At 72.2% G+C, this 18,398-nt stretch carries 13 protein-coding genes and 6 pseudogenes; 1 reads left to right on the forward strand and 18 read right to left on the reverse strand.

Annotation, left to right across the window (positions count from 1 at the left end):
- The 17 genes and pseudogenes from ACZ8AI_RS20615 to ACZ8AI_RS20695 form a co-directional block, all read right to left on the reverse strand.
- Nucleotides 1–876: an oxidoreductase gene (locus tag ACZ8AI_RS20615; RefSeq protein ID WP_464859671.1), complete on the reverse strand. Its 876-nt coding sequence runs from the start codon at nucleotides 874–876 to the stop codon at nucleotides 1–3.
- Nucleotides 877–1,113: 237 nt separating this feature from the next.
- A complete protein-coding gene (locus tag ACZ8AI_RS20620; protein ID WP_464859672.1) occupies nucleotides 1,114–1,635 on the reverse strand; it encodes a hypothetical protein in 522 nt (173 codons plus the stop codon).
- A 315-nt stretch (nucleotides 1,636–1,950) separates the two neighbouring features.
- On the reverse strand, nucleotides 1,951–2,622 hold the full coding sequence (locus ACZ8AI_RS20625) for a hypothetical protein (RefSeq protein ID WP_464859673.1): 672 nt from the start codon (nucleotides 2,620–2,622) through the stop codon (nucleotides 1,951–1,953).
- A 19-nt stretch (nucleotides 2,623–2,641) separates the two neighbouring features.
- Nucleotides 2,642–4,159 (reverse strand): ribosome biogenesis GTPase Der, encoded by a 1,518-nt coding sequence (gene der / locus ACZ8AI_RS20630; RefSeq protein ID WP_071293822.1) that lies wholly within the window; start codon nucleotides 4,157–4,159, stop codon nucleotides 2,642–2,644.
- Nucleotides 4,160–4,231: 72 nt separating this feature from the next.
- A pseudogene (locus ACZ8AI_RS20635) lies at nucleotides 4,232–4,845 on the reverse strand ((d)CMP kinase).
- Nucleotides 4,846–5,122: 277 nt separating this feature from the next.
- Nucleotides 5,123–6,248 (reverse strand): annotated as a pseudogene (locus ACZ8AI_RS20640) (prephenate dehydrogenase).
- A 20-nt stretch (nucleotides 6,249–6,268) separates the two neighbouring features.
- Nucleotides 6,269–7,015, reverse strand: coding sequence for a pseudouridine synthase (locus ACZ8AI_RS20645; protein WP_464859674.1), 747 nt, complete (start codon nucleotides 7,013–7,015; stop codon nucleotides 6,269–6,271).
- Nucleotides 7,016–7,241: 226 nt separating this feature from the next.
- Nucleotides 7,242–8,399, reverse strand: coding sequence for a hypothetical protein (locus ACZ8AI_RS20650; protein WP_464859675.1), 1,158 nt, complete (start codon nucleotides 8,397–8,399; stop codon nucleotides 7,242–7,244).
- Nucleotides 8,386–9,139 (reverse strand): annotated as a pseudogene (scpB, locus tag ACZ8AI_RS20655) (SMC-Scp complex subunit ScpB). The gene ACZ8AI_RS20650 and the pseudogene scpB overlap by 14 nt, the downstream one beginning before the upstream one ends.
- On the reverse strand, nucleotides 9,129–9,989 hold the full coding sequence (locus ACZ8AI_RS20660) for a segregation and condensation protein A (RefSeq protein WP_464859676.1): 861 nt from the start codon (nucleotides 9,987–9,989) through the stop codon (nucleotides 9,129–9,131). The pseudogene scpB and the gene ACZ8AI_RS20660 overlap by 11 nt, the downstream one beginning before the upstream one ends.
- Nucleotides 9,973–10,852 (reverse strand): annotated as a pseudogene (locus ACZ8AI_RS20665) (ParA family protein). The gene ACZ8AI_RS20660 and the pseudogene ACZ8AI_RS20665 overlap by 17 nt, the downstream one beginning before the upstream one ends.
- A gap of 115 nt (nucleotides 10,853–10,967) precedes the next feature.
- Complete coding sequence (locus ACZ8AI_RS20670) at nucleotides 10,968–11,858, reverse strand: SseB family protein (protein ID WP_464859677.1); 891 nt, start codon at nucleotides 11,856–11,858, stop codon at nucleotides 10,968–10,970.
- A 4-nt stretch (nucleotides 11,859–11,862) separates the two neighbouring features.
- Entirely contained in the window at nucleotides 11,863–12,609 is a 747-nt protein-coding gene (gene priA / locus ACZ8AI_RS20675; RefSeq protein WP_071293819.1) for a bifunctional 1-(5-phosphoribosyl)-5-((5-phosphoribosylamino)methylideneamino)imidazole-4-carboxamide isomerase/phosphoribosylanthranilate isomerase PriA, read from the reverse strand.
- A 262-nt stretch (nucleotides 12,610–12,871) separates the two neighbouring features.
- The gene (gene hisH, locus ACZ8AI_RS20680) at nucleotides 12,872–13,459 is read right to left on the reverse strand and encodes an imidazole glycerol phosphate synthase subunit HisH (RefSeq protein WP_464859727.1); all 588 of its coding nucleotides are present in this window, start codon (nucleotides 13,457–13,459) and stop codon (nucleotides 12,872–12,874) included.
- A gap of 122 nt (nucleotides 13,460–13,581) precedes the next feature.
- Nucleotides 13,582–14,184, reverse strand: a complete 603-nt coding sequence (gene hisB, locus ACZ8AI_RS20685) for an imidazoleglycerol-phosphate dehydratase HisB (RefSeq protein WP_464859678.1) — start codon at nucleotides 14,182–14,184, stop codon at nucleotides 13,582–13,584.
- The gene (locus tag ACZ8AI_RS20690; RefSeq protein ID WP_464859679.1) at nucleotides 14,181–15,305 is read right to left on the reverse strand and encodes a histidinol-phosphate transaminase; all 1,125 of its coding nucleotides are present in this window, start codon (nucleotides 15,303–15,305) and stop codon (nucleotides 14,181–14,183) included. The genes hisB and ACZ8AI_RS20690 overlap by 4 nt, the downstream gene beginning before the upstream one ends.
- A gap of 97 nt (nucleotides 15,306–15,402) precedes the next feature.
- Nucleotides 15,403–15,771, reverse strand: coding sequence for a LysM peptidoglycan-binding domain-containing protein (locus ACZ8AI_RS20695; RefSeq protein WP_464859680.1), 369 nt, complete (start codon nucleotides 15,769–15,771; stop codon nucleotides 15,403–15,405).
- 239 nt (nucleotides 15,772–16,010) lie between these two features.
- Here ACZ8AI_RS20695 and lexA point away from each other — a divergent pair.
- Nucleotides 16,011–16,654: pseudogene (lexA, locus tag ACZ8AI_RS20700) on the forward strand (transcriptional repressor LexA).
- Between the two features lie 130 nt (nucleotides 16,655–16,784).
- Here the strand turns inward: lexA and hflX are convergent.
- A pseudogene (hflX, locus tag ACZ8AI_RS20705) lies at nucleotides 16,785–18,337 on the reverse strand (GTPase HflX).
- Nucleotides 18,338–18,398 lie beyond the last annotated feature (61 nt).

Consider the following 18,398-nt stretch of genomic DNA (forward strand, 5'->3'; position numbering starts at 1 on the left):
CTACGCGGCGGTGCCGATCGCGTCGAGCTCGACGACGGCGTCCTCCGGCAGGGCGAACCCGGCCGAGGCGACGTTGTCCCGCAGGTGCGCCACCGACGAGGTCCCGGGGATCAGCAGCATGTTCGGCGAGCGCTGCAGCAGCCACGACAGCGCGACGGTCAGGCGGGAGACGCCGAGTCGTGCCGCGACCGAGTCGAGCGCGCCGGACTGGATGGGCGAGAACCCACCGAGCGGGAAGTACGGCACGTACGCGATGCCCTGGGCCGCGGTGAGCTCGAGCATCGCCTCGTCCTCGCGCCGGGCGACGTTGTAGAGGTTCTGCACGGTCACGACGGGCGCGATCGTCTGCGCCTCGGCGAGCTGCTCGGGGTTCACGGTCGACAGGCCGAGGTGCTTGATGAGGCCCTGCTGCTGGAGCTCGGCGAGCGCCTCGAACTGCGGCGCGATGCTGCCCGGCTCGGGAGCGTCGAAGCCGCCCATCCGGAGGTTCACCACGTCGAGCTGCTCGAGGCCGAGGTTCCGCAGGTTGTCGTGCACCTGCTCGACGAGCTCGTGCGGCTCGCGGGCGTGCGGCCATCCGCCCTCGGCGTCACGGCGGGCGCCGACCTTCGTGACGATGTGCAGGCCGTCCGAGTACGGGTGGAGCGCTTCGCGGATGACCTCGTTCGTGACGTGCGGGCCGTAGAAGTCCGACGTGTCGATGTGGGTGATGCCGAGCTCGACGACGGTGCGGAGGACCCGGATCGCCTCGTCGCGGTCGGTCGGCGGCCCGAAGACCCCCGGTCCGGCCAGCTGCATGGCGCCGTAGCCGACGCGGGTGAGTTCGAGGTCGTCGGCAGCACGGTAGGTGCCGCCGGGGAGGGTCGTTTCGGTCATGTCACCACGATGCGCCCCTCCGGCTGCTGCTGGCAGGCCCCGTCGGTCCCTGGGACCACGAGGACCAGGATCGGGGCGGGGCGGCGGGGCCGGCGTGCGGAGGCCGGCGTGCGGAGGCCGACTCGGAACGACGAGGTCGACGTCGTACGACACCGACGGAGTCGTCCTCGCGCGCGTGCAACACCCCGCGCGTGCACGGTCCGAGTCGACGCTCCCCGGCGCAGCCCCGCCGCTCCCCTACCGCCGGACGGGCTTCGGGAACGCGGCCCGCATGTGGTCTGTGGTGAGCACGTCCCCGATGCCGATCATGAGCAGTGAGAACACGATCTGCTCGATCACCATCCAGAACGGGTACAGGCCCGGGATCGCCGCCACCACGAGCGTCACGACCGGGAAGATCCGACTGAACAACCGGAGCCGCTGGTACGCCCAGTAGTACCCGAGCTGCGCCCGCCACGCGAAGACGTAGAGCGTCAGGGTGATGAGCAGCACGACCGTCGCCCGGAACCACACCGCCCAGGGGACGGTCTGCCCCGCGTGGGTCAGCAGCACCGCGACGACGATCGCGGCGATCCCGACGACCGTCTCGGCGACGAGCAGCCAGCGGATCCGACGGAACGACCGCACGGTGTCGGGGTGCTCCAGCATGTCCTCGCGGATGACGTACCCGCCCTGCCGGCCCCCGGCGAGCCGGTCGAGCCGGAGGCGACACCACAGGCGGTCGGCGAGGGCACCGAGCCCGGCGTTCTGCTGCGTCACCCTCCCATGGTGCCGCATCCAGCGTGGAGAACCGGCACCGCGCCTCCAGGCCGACGTCCCGCGCGCGGTCCGCACCCGCCTGCGGACGTTGCACCCCCGCACCCCGGGGCGCGACGTGCACAGCGGGGTGCGACGTGACCCACGAGCGCGCACGGCGGACGCCGGGCGACGCCGGCCCAGTGGCGACCCGCGCCGAGCCCGCGCGCGGTCCGCACCCGCCTGCGGACGTTGCACCCCCGCACCCCGGGGCGCGACGTGCACAGCGGGGTGCGACCTGACCCACGAACACACCGGGCGACGCCGCGCGGCGCCGACTCAGTCGGTCGGGATGAGGGCCGCGCCGCCGAGGACCTCGCCGGAGTCGGGGTCCAGCAGGACGAGCGAGCGCACCGGGTCGGGGATGCCCCGGGGTACCTCGATGTCGAAGGTGATGGTCCCGACGTCGGACGGGATCGTGCCGAGGTCGTCGTCCGCACCCTGCCGCGTCCAGTACCCGCGGCGAGCACCGACCACCGCGCCCTCGGACAGCAGCACCCGCACGGTGGGCAGCTCGGCGTCGTACGACGCCACCCGGAGGTCCGAGATGGTGACGAGCAGGTGTTCCCCGGCACGCGTGATCCGGACGTGTCCCGAGGCGAACCGGTCGATCGGCACCAGGTCACCGGCGACCGGCGGGACGCGTCGCCACCACGGGTCGATCGGCGACCCGTCGGCACGGTCGTCGGTGTCGGCCGAGGTCTCGGGCGCCGGGACTGGAGCGCCGAGCGTGTTCGAGGGCGACACCCGCGTGCCGCCCTGCACGCCCTGCTCGGCGAGCGGGGTCGCGGTGGCGACGGGCTGCGCGGTGGCGACGGGCTGCGCGGTGTCGGCGGGCTCCGCGGTGTCGGTGCCACGCTCGGCCCGGAGGGTGTGCCAGGCGACCAGGACCAGGACGACGAAGAGCGCGGCGACGGTGGCGTACAGCCACCGTCGCCGCGCCGCGGTCATGTCCGCTCCCCGGTCGGGCTCAGCGCTTGCGGCGCTCGCGCACGCGCATGTTGACGTTGATCGGCGTGCCCGCGAAACCCCAGACCTCGCGGAGACGACGGGTGATGAACCGTCGGTACTGCGGGTCGAGGAAGCCGGTCGTGAAGAGCACGAACGTCGGCGGCTGGCTCGAGGCCTGCGTGCCGAACAGGATGCGGGGCTGCTTGCCACCACGGACGGGGTGCGGGTGCTCCTGCACGAGCTCGGCGATGAAGGCGTTGACCTTGCCGGTCGGGATGCGGGTGTCCCACGACTCGAGCGCGGTCTCGAGCGCCGGCACGAGCTTCTCGAGGTGGCGGCCGGTGCGGGCCGACATGTTCACTCGCGGGGCCCACGCCACGTGGGCGAGGTCCTGCTCGATCTCCCGCTCGAGGTAGCGGCGGCGGTCGTCGTCGAGCAGGTCCCACTTGTTGTAGGCCAGCACGAGGGCACGACCGGACTCGAGGACGAGGTCGATGATGCGGAGGTCCTGCACGGAGATCGGCTCGGTGACGTCGAGGACGACGACGGCGACCTCGGCCTTCTCGAGCGCGGCCGTGGTGCGGAGGGACGCGTAGAAGTCGGCGCCCTGCTGCAGGTGCACGCGCTTCCGGATGCCGGCGGTGTCGACGAAGCGCCAGACCTTGCCGCCGAGTTCGATCTGCTCGTCCACCGGGTCGCGGGTGGTGCCGGCGAGGTCGTTCACGACGACGCGCTCTTCGCCGGCGGCCTTGTTGAGCAGCGAGCTCTTGCCGACGTTCGGGCGGCCGAGGATGGCCACGCGGCGGGGACCGCCGACCTCCTGCTTGGCGACGGCCGAGGTGTCGGGGAGCGTCTTGATGATGAGGTCGAGCAGGTCCGCGACGCCACGGCCGTGCAGCGCCGACACCGGGTGCGGCTCACCGAGGCCGAGGTTCCACAGCTCGTACGCGTCGAGGTCGCGGCGGTCGTCGTCGGACTTGTTCGCGACGACGATGACCGGGCGGTCGGTGCCACGGAGCATCTTCACGACGTGCTCGTCGGTGGCGGTGATGCCGACCGTGACGTCGACGACGAAGAGCACGGCGTCGGCGAGGTCGATCGCGACCTCGGCCTGCGCGGCGACGGAGGCGTTGATGCCCTGCGCGTCCGGCTCCCAGCCGCCGGTGTCGACGAGCGTGAAGCGCTTGTCGTTCCAGTCGGCCTTGTACGAGACGCGGTCGCGCGTGACACCGGGGACGTCCTGCACGACGGCTTCGCGGCGACCGAGGATGCGGTTCACGAGCGCGGACTTGCCGACGTTCGGGCGCCCGACGATCGCGAGCACCGGGTACGCCGGCAGGTAGGTGATGCCGTCCGTGCCGAGCTGGCCGGCCTCGAGCAGTGCGACGTCTTCTTCGTCGAGCTCGTAGTCCTCGAGCCCGGCGCGGAGCGCGGTCGCCCGCTGTTCGGCCTCGGCCTCGTCGAGTCCGGCGAGACGCTCGCCGAGCGCGTCGTCGTACTGGGGGAAGTCGTCGTGGTCGTTGTCGAGCTGCGCCATGTGGGTTCCTTGCCGGCGACCCTGCGGCCGCGTGTTGTCAGTGCGTGGCCGCGCGGGGCCGGGATGTCGGTGTCAGTGCGTGGCCGCGCGGGCCAGGTCGACGACCGCTTGCACGGTCTGGTCGAAGTCGAGGTCGGTGGAGTCGAGCGTCGTGACGCCGTCGGCGGCGTTCATGAAGTCGACGACCTTCGCGTCCGCCGCGTCGCGACGAGGCGAGTGCGGCAGAGGTCTCGGCGGCGGACTGGGTCGTGACCTCGGCCGCACGCCGTGCCATCCTAGACCGACTCGTCGGCCGTCAGCAGGATCCGTACCTCGGCGTCCGGGGCGACCACCGTCGTGATGTCCCGTCCCTCGGTGATGATCCCCGGGGCGTCGGCCTTCCGCATCACCGTGCGGAAGAGCTGGACGAGGCGATGCCGGACCTCGGGGAGCTTGGCGATGTGGGCCACGGCGCCGGTCACCTCGGGGGTGCGGATGGCGTCGGTGACGTCGGTCTCCCCCACCCGCACGAAGTAGGCGTCGGGGTCGGTGCCGATCGCGTAGTCGAAGGTCTCCCAGCTGGCGAGCACCGCTGCCGGGTCGTCGAGGTCGACGCGCTGCTGCAGGGCGTGCCAGGCGAGTGCGCGGTACGCGGCGCCGGTGTCCTGGTAGCCGAATCCGAGCGCCCGGGCCGCGGCACGGGACACGCTGGACTTGCCGCTGCCCGCGGGGCCGTCGACCGCGGATGACGGTCTTTGCGACGTAGGCGCCGTCGGGCATGCCCCGACGGCATCGGGGCGCTGGTCGAACCGGGCTCGCCGCCGGGTTCGCCGAGGCCGCCGGCCGGACCACCGAGCGGTCCGCCGTCGGCGCCGCCACCCGCGCCGTCGCCCGGGGTGGGCAGGCCGGTGTCGGGTCCGTCGGGGCCGCCGGTCACCCCGGAGTCCTGCGCGGCTGCGGTCGTTCCGGGGTCGGTGTTCTCGTTCAGGCCCATGCTGCTGCGATCCTCCATCCGCGACCCTCGAGTTCCTCGACGAGTCGCTGTTCCTGCTCGGGGACGACCGACACCTCGACGATGCCGATCGGTGCACCCGGTGAGTGCTCGAGGCGCATGTCCTCGAGGTTGATGCCGATCTCCCCGATGAACGTGAGGAGCGCGGCGATCTGCCCGGGGGTGTCGTCCACCAGGACGACGACCTGGGCGAAGCGCTTGGTGGTGCCGTGCTTACCCGGCAGCCGTTCGACACCACGGTTGCCCGCGGCGATCGTCTCGGCGAGTGCCCGGGGGGCACCGGGTCGCCGCCGGGTCGTCGAGCGCTTCGAGCACGCGGTCGAGGTCGGCCCGGAGGTCGGCGAGCACCGGCCGGATGTGCCCGGCGTTCGCCCCGATGATCTGCACCCACAGGCCGGGGTCGCTCGCCGCGATGCGCGTGACGTCGCGGACGCCGCCGCCGGCCAGGTCGAGCGACCCGTCGGGGGCGTCCCGCAGCCGCGAGGCCATCAGCGTCGACACGAGCTGCGGCGCGTGCGAGACGTACGCCACGGCGAGGTCGTGCGACTCCGGGTCCATCGGCACCACGGTCGCCCCGACGTCGAGCGCGAGGTCCTCGACCACGGCGGCCCGCTGGTAGCTGATGCCGTCGTGCCCGGCGACCACCCACGGGCGGCCGACGAACAGGTCGGCGCGGGCGGCGGTCGGACCGCTGCGCTCGCGCCCGGCCATCGGGTGCGACCCGATGTAGCGGCTGACGTCGGCACCGGACGCCCGGAGCGCCGCGAGCGGCCCGGACTTCACGCTCGCGACGTCGGTCACGACGGCCTGCGGGTACGTGGTCAGCTCGTGTGCGACGACGGTCGCCACGACGTCCGGCGGGACCGCCACCACGACGAGCTCCGGCGCGTCACCGTCTGCGGGGTGCCGACCGGCGCCGTAGTCCACGGCGAGCGCCAAGGCGGCGGGCGAGACGTCGTCGAGGACGACGTCGACACCCTTCTCACGGAGCGCCAGGCCGATCGACGCACCCAGCAGGCCGGCGCCGACGATGCGCACGGGTCCCCGGAGCCGCCGGTCGATGTCCGGTTCGGCGGAGAGGAGCGTGCGGTCGGTCACCCGGCCAGCCTACCGATGCGTCAGTCCGACGACTCCTCGCCGTCGGTGTCCCGCGGGGTGCCCTTCGCCTGACGGGCGATGCGGAGGAGGCTGCCGAGCTCGACGGTCGACAGCTCGCGCGTCTTGCCGATCGGCAGCGACCCGAGCTGCAGCGGGCCGAACGAGCGACGGACGAGTTCGAGCACCGGGTGGTCGACCTCGTCGAGCATCCGGCGGACGATGCGGTTCCGGCCCGAGTGCAGCGTGATCTCGACGAGCGACTCCCCGCGCGACGACTCGAGCAGCCGCACCTTGTCCGCGGCGATCGGCCCGTCCTCGAGCTCCACGCCGTCGAGCAGCCGCTGCACCGTCGCCGGGTTCACGTTGCCGCGCACCTTCGCGATGTAGGTCTTCGTCACGCCGAACGACGGGTGCGCGAGCACGTGCGCCAGGTCCCCGTCGTTCGTCAGGATCAGCAGCCCGGACGTCTCGGTGTCGAGACGGCCGACGTTGAACAGGCGCTCCTCGTACCGGTCGACGTACTCGGACAGGTCGCGGCGCCCGCGCTCGTCCTGCAGGCTCGACACCATGCCGGTCGGCTTGTTGAGGAGCACGTAACGACGCGAGCTGTCGATCTGTACCGGCACGCCGTCCACGGCGATCTCGTCGGTCGCCGGGTCGACCCGGCGGCCGAGCGCGTCGACGACCTCGCCGTTGACCGTCACGCGGCCCTCGACGATCAGGTTCTCCGCGACGCGTCGGGATGCCACGCCCGCACCGGCGATCACCTTCTGCAGGCGCTCTCCCTCTGCCTGGAGGCCCGGTGCGGCCCCGGCAGGCGCGCTCCCTCCGATGCGTCCCAGTCCGGGATGATCGGTCGCTCGGGTGTGCCCTCCAGCGGAGCGCCGGACTGGTCGCGGGCACCCTCCGGCTGCGGGGTGGTGCGGCGGTCGGGCGTGCGGGGGCCGGTGGACCGGGTTCCGGAGCCCCGGTTGCGGTCGCTGTTGCGTGCGGTCAGTGGTGCCGCCGACGTAGCGGCGGCCGTTGTGCCCACACGCTGCTCGGGCGGCCGTCCGGGGTGCGGCGGTCCTCGCGGGCGGGGTCGCGCCGGTCGTCGTCGCGGCGCGGAGCATCGCGGCGCGGGGCGTCACGGCGGTCGTCACGACCCCGGTAGCCACCCCGGTCGTCGTCACGGCGTGGGGCGTCACGTCGGTCGTCACGACCCCGGTAGCCACCGCGGTCGTCCTCACGACGGACGAAGCCGCCGCGGTCGCCGCCGCGACGATCGTCGTCACGGCTCACGAAGCGTCCGCGGTCACCGCCGCGGTCGTCTCGGCGGTCGTCACGGCGGTCGTCACGGCCGCGGTACCCGCCTCCGGTCGGACCGGAACGGTCGTCCCGACCCTGGTAGCCGGCGCCGGTTCCACCGGAGCGGTCATCGCGGCCGCGGTAGCCGCCGGACGTGGGGCGCTCATCACGCCCGCGGGAGCCGTCACCGGTCCCACCGGAACGGTTGTCACGACCCTGATAGCCGCCGCCGGTCCCACCGGAACGGTCGTCACGGCCGCGGTAGCCGCCGGACGCGGGGCGCTCGTCGCGACCGCGGTACCCGCCACCGGAACGGTCGTCGCGACCCTGGTAGCCACCACGGTCACCCGACGGACGCTCGTCGCGCCCCCGGTACCCGCCGCCGGTGCCGCCGGTGCCGCCGGAACGGTCGTCTCGGCCGCGGTAGCCGCCGCCGGTCCCACCGGAACGGTCGTCACGACCCCGGTACCCACCACGGTCACCCGACGGACGCTCGTCGCGCCCCCCCCGGTAGCCGCCGCCGGTCCCACCGGAACGGTCGTCACGACCCCGGTACCCACCACGGTCACCCGACGGACGCTCGTCGCGCCCCCGGTAGCCGCCGCCGGTCCCACCGGAACGGTCGTCACGGCCGCGGTAGCCGCCGGTCCCACCGGAACGGTCGTCACGACCCTGGTACCCACCGCGGTCACCCGACGGTCGCTCGTCGCGCCCGCGGTACCCGCCACGGTCGTCACCGGACCGGCCACCCGCACGGCCGGAGCCGGCGGTGCGGTCGCGGGACGGGCCTCCAGGCCGGCTGCCGCCGTCGCGACCCGAACCGCCTCGTGGGCCGCCTCGTCGTTCTTCCTCATACGCGGCCATCGGGGATCCCTTCGTTCTGCTCGAAGCCGCCGGCACCGTCGTCCAGGAGGGGCGAGATGAGCGGCAGCTCGTCGAGCGAGTTGATGCCGAGCTGCTGCAGGAGCAGGTCGGACGTGACGTAGTTGATGGCGCCGGTCTCGGCGTCGGTGAACGACTCCTCGATGAGCCCCCGCGCGACCAGCGTGCGGACGACCCCGTCGACGTTCACGGCGCGGATCGCGGCGATCTGCGACCGGGTGATCGGCTGCTTGTAGGCGACGACCGCGAGGGTCTCGAGGGCGGCCTGCGACAACCGTGAGGGCCGCTCGGCCTCGACGAACTGCTCGACGACGTCGTCGAGGTCGTGTCGGACGTAGAAGCGCCAGCCGCCGCCGACCTCGCGGAGCTTCGAACCCGCGACGGATGGTCCCGTCGACGCCGTCGAAGTCCGCGACGAGGCGCTCGATCGCCTGGCGGACCGCGGGGACGGGCGCGTCGACCGCGGCACCGAGCGCGACGAGCGACTGCGGCTCGTCGGCGATCATCAGGATCGCCTCGAGCTGTCGGTCGATCGGGATGTCGGGGTGCGGGACGTGGTGCTCGGCCCGCTCGTCCGCTTGCTCGCCTGCTTGCTCGTGCTCGCGGCGCTCGTGGATCTCACGTTCGATCGCCCGGGCGTCGGCCATCTCGTCGGCCCCGCCGGGTTCGGCGCTCGACGAGTGCGCGTGCTCGTGCGGTGCGTCGGCGACGTCATCCGTCATAGTCGGCTCCCAGGTTGGCGAGGCTCTCGTCGGACCAGTCGGCGGCGGTCCAGCGGAGGGTCAGCTCCCCGAGCGGTTCGAGCTGTTCGAACGAGATGGACGCGTTCCGGTACAGCTCCAGGATCGCGAGGAAGCGAGCCACCACGATACCCGTCTCCGCGACGCCGGCGACCAGTTCGCGGAACGAGACGTCCTCGTCGGCCCGGGTCCGGAGGATCGAGACGACGATCGCCGCCTGCTCGCGGATGCTGACGAGCGGCGCGTGCAGGTGGTCGAGCCCGACCGTCGGGATCTCCCGCGGGGCGAACGCCATCGTCGCCAGCGCCGCGAAGTCCTGTACCGACAGGGTCCAGACGAGCTCGGGGGTCCGCGCGCGGAAGCGCTCCTCGAGGCGGACGCTCCGCACGTGCCGACGCGACTCGCTCAGCCAGCGCGACCCGAACCAGTCGGCCGCCTGCTTGAACGCGCGGTACTGCAGCAGCCGGGCGAACAGCAGGTCGCGTGCTTCGAGCAGGGCGACGTCCTCGGCGTCGACGAGCTCGCCCTGGGGCAGGAGCCCGGCGATCTTCAGGTCGAGGAGCGTCGCCGCGACGACGAGGAACTCGCTCGCCTCGTCGAGTTCGTCCTCGGACTCCGCCAGGCGCACGTACTGGATGAACTCCCCCGTCACCGCACCGAGCGAGACCTCGGTGATGTCGAGCTCGTGCTTCGTGATGAGCGAGAGGAGCAAGTCGAACGGACCGTCGAAGTTCCGCAGGCGCACCCGGAACCCGGGCACGGTCGTGGTGCCCGCGGGCGCGGGCGCGTCGGCTGGCTGCGGGACGGCGGCGTCGTCAGGCGACGGCGCCACGCTCGACGAGCTCCCGTGCGAGCTGCCGGTACGAGTGCGCGGCGGCGTGGTCCGGAGCGGTCTGCGTGATCGGCCGGGCCGAGACGGTCGCGTCCGGGAACTTCACCGTGCGCCCGATCACCGTGTCGAGCACGCGGTCGTCGAACGTGTCGACGACGCGCTCCATGACCTCGCGCGGAGTGCAGCGTGCGCGAGTCGTACATGGTCGCGAGGATGCCGTCGAGCTGCAGCGCCGGGTTCAGGCGGTCGCGCACCTTGTCGATCGTCTCGATGAGGAGCGCCACACCGCGGAGGGCGAAGAACTCGCACTCGAGCGGGATGAGCACGCCGTGCGCCGCCGTGAGGGCGTTCACCGTCAGCAGCCCGAGCGAGGGCTGGCAGTCGACGAGGATCACGTCGTAGTCCTTGGCGACCTTGCGGAGCACGCTCGCGAGGATCTGCTCGCGGGCGACCTCGTTCACCAGGTGCACTTCGGCTGCGGACAGGTCGATGTTCGCCGGGATGACGTCGAGGTACGGCGTGTTCGTCGGCTGGATGACCTGGTTCGGGTCCTTGATCGAGCCCATCAGCAGGTCGTAGACCGTGGGGATGTCGTGCGTGCGGACACCGAGGCCCGCGGACAGCGCGCCCTGCGGGTCGAAGTCCACCGCGAGCACCTTGCGGCCGTACTCCGCGAGCGCCGCACCGAGGTTGATCGACGTCGTGGTCTTGCCGACGCCGCCCTTCTGGTTGCAGAGCGCGATGATGCGAGCGGGGCCGTGACCGTCGAGTTCCTCGGGCACCGCGAACTGCCGGACGGGCCGTCCGGTCGGACCGTAGGTGGTCTCGCCGGTTCCGGGGGTGGTCGTCGGGTTCGTGCTCACCCGGCCATCGTACCGGCGACGGCCACCCGGACCGGGCCGCACCGCCGTACCGACGACCGCACGCGACATCCGGGCCGCGCGCCGACGGGCGGAGGCGAGCCGCGCCTCCAGGCCGTCACGCCGGGCGCAACGCCACCCGCATGCTGTCCACGCGCTCCGCGATGACGGCGTCCGCCGTCCACCGCTGCTGCAGGCGACCGACGAGCTCCTGCACCTGGCCCTGGTCGAGCCCCGGGTGGAGCGCCAGCCCGACCGTCAGCTCCGCCCCCGCGAAGCGCCCGAGCGGGTCCCCCGGCGAGAGCTCGACCCGTGCCACCGCGCGCTCCCCGACGACGGAGTCGGCGAAGGCCTGCGCGACCTCCGGGTCCTCGAAGCAGGGCGTCCACGGCAGGTCCTGGCCGAGCGCCCACACGGCCGGTCGACGGAGCACGAACTCGGTCGGCGCCGTGGGGTCGAGCACGACGAGCTGGGTCTCCTCGCTCGCCGCGGCCATCGCCACCCGACGCGACTCGGCCGGCACCGGGCGGGCGTCGGCGTCCCACGTACGCATCGCCTCGACGGAGGTGAACGCCGGCATCACGCTGCGCCCGTCGGGGCCGGCGACCGTGACGATCGAGAGCTCCTGCGTCTTTTCGACGAGCTTGCCGGTGTCGGTGTGGCCGACGTCACCCGCTTCGGCGATGAGCGGGATGAGCAGGCGTGCCGTGCGGAGGGCATCGACGATCGCGCGTTGCGAACCGCCCTCCGGCAGGGCCGTGATCGCGGCGACGAGGGCCGGGTCCGCCAGTCCGTCGTCGTCGTCGAAGGTCGTGTCGTGCTGGTCGAAGGCGCGGCCGGCCCAGGCGAAGCCCGCCGAGTCGGCTGCGCCGCCCGGGGTGTGCGCGTCGTCGGGGTGCCCGTTCGCGGCCGGGTGGCCGTTCGTGGTCGCTTGCCCGGGCGCGGCTGGCTGCCCGGCGTGCTCGGGCGCGTCCGGGCCGGTGCCGCGGCCGTTCGAGATGCCCGCCACGGGGCTACTCCGAGGCGATGTCGAGGGCGGCCGGGAGCGTGAACGCCCCCGAGTAGAGCGCCTTGCCGATGATGGCGCCCTCCAGCCCGTGCGGAACGAGTTCCCGCAGCGCCCGGAGGTCGTCGAGCGTCGAGATCCCGCCGGACGCCACGACGGGCTGGTCGGTCCGGTCGCAGACCTCGCGCAGCAGGTCCACGTTCGGCCCCTGGAGCGTGCCGTCCTTCGTGACGTCGGTCACGACGTAGCGGGCGCAGCCGGCTTCCTCGAGGCGGTCGAGCACCTCCCACAGGTCCCCCGCGTCCTCCGTCCAGCCGCGGCTCGCGAGCGTCGTCCCACGCACGTCGAGCCCCACCGCGATCTGCTCGCCGTACGTCCCGATCACGCGCGCCGCCCACTCCGGGTTCTCGAGCGCGGCGGTGCCGAGGTTCACTCGCGCGGCGCCGGTGGCGAGCGCCGCCTCGAGGGACGCGTCGTCGCGGATGCCGCCCGACAGCTCGACGTTGACGCCCTCGACCTCGCGCACGGCGTGCGCGATCACCTTGCGGTTGTCGCCGCGACCGAACGCCGCGTCGAGGTCGACGAGGTGGATCCACTCGGCACCCTGGTCGCGCCAGGTGCGGGCGGCGGACACCGGGTCGCCGTAGGAGGTCTCGCTCCCCGCCTCGCCCTGGGTGAGACGGACCGCCTGGCCGTCGACGACGTCCACGGCGGGCAGCAGGACGAGGGGCGGGGTGGCGATGAGGTCGGTCATGGTCCTGTCTTCGTTGCGGTGGCGGGCGGGTCGGGTGCGGTGGTCCGCGGTGCGGTGTCGGCCTGGAGGCGCGGTGCCGGTCCGTCCCGCGTCTCGCCCCGACCGGTCGGCCGGGTCGTGACGGGGTGGTGGGCGGCCGGTGGTCGCGGCCGGGTCGGTGGTCGCGTCCGGGTCGCCGGTCGCGTCCGGGTCGCCGGTCGCGGCCGGGTCGCCGGTCGCGGCCGGGTCGCCGGTCGCGGCCGGGTCGCTGGTCGCGGCCGGGTCAGAGGGAGTTCACCCAGTTCCGGAGCAGCCGGATGCCCGGCTCCCCCGACTTCTCCGGGTGGAACTGCGTGGCGGTCAGGGGGCCGTTCTCGACCGCGGCGACGAACCGCTGCCCGTGTTCCGCCCACGTCAGACGAGGTGCTCGGAACGGCCCGTACGCCTCGAGCGGGAAGTCTGTCACGCCGTACGAGTGCACGAAGTAGAAGCGCTCGTCGTGCAGACCGTCGAAGAGCACCGAGTCCTCCGGCGCCTGGACCGTGTTCCAGCCCATGTGCGGCAGCACCTCGGCCTGGATCTGTTCGACCGTGCCGGGCCACTGTCCGAGACCCTCGACGTCGGCACCGCGCTCGATGCCCCGCGCGAAGAGGACCTGCATGCCGACGCAGATGCCGAGCACCGGTCGACCGCCCGCCAACCGCCGGTCGACGATCTCGCCGCCCTGCACGCCCTCGAGCTGGTCGATCACCGCGGCGAACGCGCCGACGCCGGGGACGAGCAGGCCGTCGGCGTTCAGCGCGGCCTGCTTGTCCGAGGTCAGCGTCACGTCCGCGCCGGCGCGCTCGAGGGCCTTCGCCGCCGAGTGCACGTTGCCGGAGCCGTAGTCAAGGACGACGACGTTCGGCCGCGCACCGGTCGGGTTCGTGTCGCGGGCGCCGTCGTTCGTGGTCCGCGCGTCGCGGGCACTGTCGTCGTTGGTCTGCGCGTCGGTCACAGCTTGCCCTTCGTGGACGGGATGCCGTCGACCCGCGGGTCGAGCTCGACCGCCTTGCGCATCGCACGGGCGAACGCCTTGAACTCGGCCTCGGCGATGTGGTGCGGATCGCGGCCCTCGAGGACGCGGACGTGCACCGTGATGCCGGCGTTGAACGTGATCGCCTCGAACACGTGGCGGACGAGCGATCCCGTGAAGTGCCCGCCGATGCGGTGGAACTCGAACCCTGCGGGTTCGCCGGTGTGCACGAGGAACGGACGCCCGGAGACGTCGACGACGGCCTGCGCGAGTGCTTCGTCGAGCGGAACGAGGGCGTCACCGTACCGGCCGATGCCAGCCCGGTCCCCCAGGGCCTGCTTGAGCGCCTGGCCGAGCACGATGCCGGTGTCCTCGACGGTGTGGTGCACGTCGATGTCCGTGTCGCCCGTGGACCGCACGCGGAGGTCGATGAGCGAGTGCTTGCTGAACGCCGTGAGCATGTGGTCGAAGAACGGCACGCTCGTCGAGATGTCGGACGAGCCGGTGCCGTCGAGGTCGAGCGCGAGTTCGATGCTCGACTCGCTCGTGCTCCGGCTGATCGAGGCGGTGCGGGCGGTCATGCTCCAGCCCTAACGGGCGGCTGTTCGGCGGCCACGCGGCGCATGGCGTCGAGGAAGGCCGTGGTCTCCTCCGCGGTCCCCGCGCTCACCCGGAGGTGGTTGGGGATGCCGAGGTCACGGACGATGACGTCCTGTTCGAGCAGCGCCTCGAACGCGGCGTGCGGGTCGGCGACGCCGCCGAACAAGACGAAGTTCGACCAGGTCTCGTACGTCCGGTACCCCATCGCCTGCAGCTCGGTGACCATCCGGTCGCGCTGCCCCTTGATGTCGTCGACCATCGCGAGCATCTCGGGAGCGTGCCGGAGCGCCGCGACCGCCGCCGCCTGGGTCAGGGCGGAGAGGTGGTACGGCAGCCGGACAAGCCGGATCGCGTCGATCACAGCGGGGTGTGCCGCCATGTAGCCGACGCGCGCGCCCGCGAAGGCGAAGGCCTTGCTCATGGTCCGGGACACGACGAGCCGCTCGCGCCCGGGCAGCAGCGTGAGCGCGCTCGGGGCGTCGGACGGCATGAACTCGGCGTACGCCTCGTCCACCATCACGATGCCGTCAGTCGCGGCGTACGCGGCCTCGATCGTCTCGATGGCGAGCGGCGTGCCGGTGGGGTTGTTCGGGCCGCAGAGGAACACGATGTCCGGCTGGTGCTCGCGGATGGCGGCGACCACGGTCTCCGGCGAGATGCGGAACTCGTCGTCACGCTGCGCCGGGATCCAAGTGGTGCCGGTGCCCGACGCGAGGATCGAGTGCATCGAGTAGGTGGGCGGGAAGCCGAGCACCGTGCGGCCCGGTCCGCCGAAGGCCTGGAGGAGCTGCTGCAGGACCTCGTTCGAACCGTTCGCGGCCCAGATCTGCTCGGGACCGATCTGCTGCTCGGTGCCGAGCCCGCGCTGCAGGTACGCGGCGAGGGACTGGCGGAGCTCGGTGAACTCGCGGTCCGGGTAGCGGTTCACGGTCGTCAGCGCCTGCCGGATCGACGCCACGATGTCCTCGGCGACGTCCGCCGGCACCGGATGCGTGTTCTCGTTGACGTTGAGCTGCACGCGGACGTGCTTCTGCGGGGCGCCGTAGGGGCTCTGCCCGCGTAGGTCGTCTCGGATCGGGAGGTCTTCGAGCGTGAATGCCACCGATCCATCGTAGGCCGAGTGACCTGTCCGAGGACCGGCCGTCCGGACGGTGCGCAGCGAGCGCTCCCGCGTGCGCGTTACTGGCCGTACTTCGGCATTACTGGCCGGAGGTGTACTTGGCCGGGATGGCGATCTGCTCGCCGGCCCACAGCCCGGATCCGTCCAGCGCGTTCAGGCTGATGACGTCCTGCACGAAGTCGCGTGGGTCGGCGTTCGGAGCGGTCTCTTCCGCGAGCTGCCAGAGCGTCTCGCCCGGCTGGATCGTCACGGTGTCGAAGTGCACGTCCGCTGCGGCGTTGCCGGCCGAGGCCTGGCCACCGTTCAGCACCGCGAATCCGACGCCGAGGAGCAGGGGGATCGCGGTCAGCGTCGTGATGACGAAGCGTCCGCGGCGCGTGAGACGCAGGCGCGTACGCACGGCGGGCGCCGAGGTGCGCTGGGTGTCAGCGATGGCGATGGTGCTCATGTCGTTCTTGCCTTCCCGTTCGGGTGGACCGAAGCCCTGTACCGAACACATACGTTCGACTCCGTGGTCGCACAAGTGGCGTGCAGAGATTTCTGGGGGTTTTTCCGCCGACACGCTCGAACAGGTGTTTGTCCGGCGGTGACCGGTCGGATACTGTTTCGATCGACTGGGACAAGTCAAGCGGGGACCACCGACATTCCCGCGGGCACCGTCCCGGCACCGACGAAGGGCGAGACGACGTGGTGGACGAACTGCGGGGACAGAAGCCGCTGACGGCGAAGCAGCAGGCGATCCTCGACGCGATCCGCGCGTCGATCGCCAGCCGGGGGTACCCGCCGAGCATGCGTGAGATCGGCGACGCAGCCGGGCTGTCCTCGCTCTCGAGCGTCTCGCACCAGCTCGGTCAGCTCGAACTCGGCGGCTGGATCCGTCGCGACCCGAACCGCCCCCGGGCGCTCGAGGTCCTGGTCGACGAGCCCACCCCGACGTCGAAGGACCGGACGTCGACGCCACCACGCTCGTCCCGCTCGTCGGCCGGATCGCCGCTGGCGTCCCGATCACCGCCGAGCAGCACGTCGACGAGATCGTGCCGCTCCCCCGTCAGCTCGTCGGCACGGGTGACCTCTTCATGCTCAAGGTCGTGGGCGAGTCGATGATCGACGCCGCGATCTGCGACGGCGACTGGGTGGTCGTGCGGTCGCAGCAGACCGCCGACAACGAGGACATCGTCGCGGCCATGCTCGACGAGGAAGCCACCGTCAAGGTCTTCCGGCAGCGCGACGGCCACACGTGGCTGCTCCCCCGCAACACCGCGTTCGAACCGATCCTCGGCGACGCGGCCACCGTGCTCGGCAAGGTCGTGGCGGTCCTCCGCTCCCTCTGAGCCGGCGCCCCCTCCTCCTCGGGGGACGCAATCTCCTCCAAAACGCAACGAAGGCGGCTACTCGCAGGGGTGTACCTCTGCGAGTAGCCGCCTTCGTTGCGCTTTTGCGGAACGCGGTGGCGCGAACGCGCTACGCGGAAGCGACCGGCACGACCGGCGCGACCACGAACGGGTCCAGCTCCGAGACCTGCCGACGGAACACCCGCACCTGCAGCGCGTGTGCCGTCCTCGACGTAGTCGACCGCGTCCACCGCGCCCGCGTCGTGCAGTGACGACACGAGGTCACCGCGGTCGTACGGGATCACCACGGTGAGCGACACGTCGGGTTCGGGCAGCCGGGCCTCGATCGCCTCGAGCAGGGTCTGGATGCCCTCGCCCGTGCGAGCGGAGACGAACACAGCGTCCGGCACGAGGCCGACCAGCACGAGCCGCTGCGACTCGTCGATCAGGTCCGCCTTGTTGAACGCGACGATCTCCGGGATGTCCCGGGCCCCGACGTCCCCGATGACCTCGCGCACCGTGGACAGCTGCGCAGCGGGGTCGGGGTGCGACCCGTCGACCACGTGCACGATGACGTCGGCCTCGCCGACCTCTTCCAGCGTCGAGCGGAACGCCTCGACGAGCTGGTGCGGCAGGTTGCGCACGAAGCCGACCGTGTCGACGAAGGTGAACTCGCGGCCCTTGGCGCTCTCGGTGCGGCGCACGGTGGCGTCCAGCGTCGCGAACAGCTGGTTCTGCACGAGCACGCCCGCGCTCGTCAGCCGGTTCAGCAACGAGGACTTGCCCGCGTTCGTGTAGCCGGCGATCGCGACGCTCGGCACGTCGTTCCGGTGCCGGTCGGCACGCTTGGCCTCACGCGCGGGGCGGAAGCCAGCGATCTGCCGACGCAGCTTCGACATCCGGGTGTGGATGCGGCGGCGGTCGAGCTCGATCTTCGTCTCACCGGGGCCACGCGAACCCATACCGGCACCGCCGGAGACCCGACCACCGGCCTGGCGGGACATCGACTCACCCCAACCACGCAGGCGCGGCAGGAGGTACTCGAGCTGGGCGAGTTCGACCTGTGCCTTGCCCTCGCGGCTCTTCGCGTGCTGGCTGAAGATGTCGAGGATGACGGCCGTGCGGTCGATGACCTTGACCTTCACCACGTCCTCAAGCGCTCGGCGCTGGGACGGTGCGAGCTCGGTGTCGGCGATGACCGTGTCGGCGCCGGTGGCCTTGACGACCATCGCGAGTTCCTCGGCCTTGCCCTTGCCGAGGTACGTCGACGGGTCGGGGTTCGGTCGGCGCTGCAGCTAGCCCGTCGAGCACCACCGCGCCGGCGGTCTCGGCGAGGGCGGCGAGCTCACGGAGGGAGTTCTCGGCGTCGGCGGCGTCGGCCTGCGGGTACACGCCGATGAGGACGACCTGCTCGAGCCGGAGCTGCCGGTACTCGACCTCGGTGACGTCCTCGAGTTCGGTGGAGAGGCCGGCGACGCGACGGAGGGCCGCGCGGTCCTCGCGGTCGTACTGGTCGCCGTCGCCGTTCCAGCCGCGGTCGTCCACCGACCGGGTCTGGATCGCCTGCGCGGGCGCGAACACGGACGACGAGGCCCGTGAGTCGGCGTTGCGCAGGACTCGTTCGACGACACCGGCAGCGCTGTCGTCAGTGGTTGGTTGGTCGTGCTCGTTGGAGTCCGTCATGCTGTCCACAGGGTACCTCCGCCGTGCTCAGGACACACGGGGTTGCCGGTACGGTTCATCC

It is taken from the genome of Curtobacterium sp. AC273, assembly GCF_979253735.1.

Coding starts and splice junctions, on each gene's coding strand:
- ACZ8AI_RS20615 (WP_464859671.1), bottom strand. CDS start 876: ATGACCGAAACGACCCTCCCCGGCGGCACCTACCGTGCTGCCGACGAC.
- ACZ8AI_RS20625 (WP_464859673.1), bottom strand. CDS start 2,622: ATGACCGCGGCGCGGCGACGGTGGCTGTACGCCACCGTCGCCGCGCTC.
- der (WP_071293822.1), bottom strand. CDS start 4,159: ATGGCGCAGCTCGACAACGACCACGACGACTTCCCCCAGTACGACGAC.
- ACZ8AI_RS20650 (WP_464859675.1), bottom strand. CDS start 8,399: ATGGCCGCGTATGAGGAAGAACGACGAGGCGGCCCACGAGGCGGTTCG.
- priA (WP_071293819.1), bottom strand. CDS start 12,609: ATGACCGACCTCATCGCCACCCCGCCCCTCGTCCTGCTGCCCGCCGTG.
- hisB (WP_464859678.1), bottom strand. CDS start 14,184: ATGACCGCCCGCACCGCCTCGATCAGCCGGAGCACGAGCGAGTCGAGC.
- ACZ8AI_RS20695 (WP_464859680.1), bottom strand. CDS start 15,771: ATGAGCACCATCGCCATCGCTGACACCCAGCGCACCTCGGCGCCCGCC.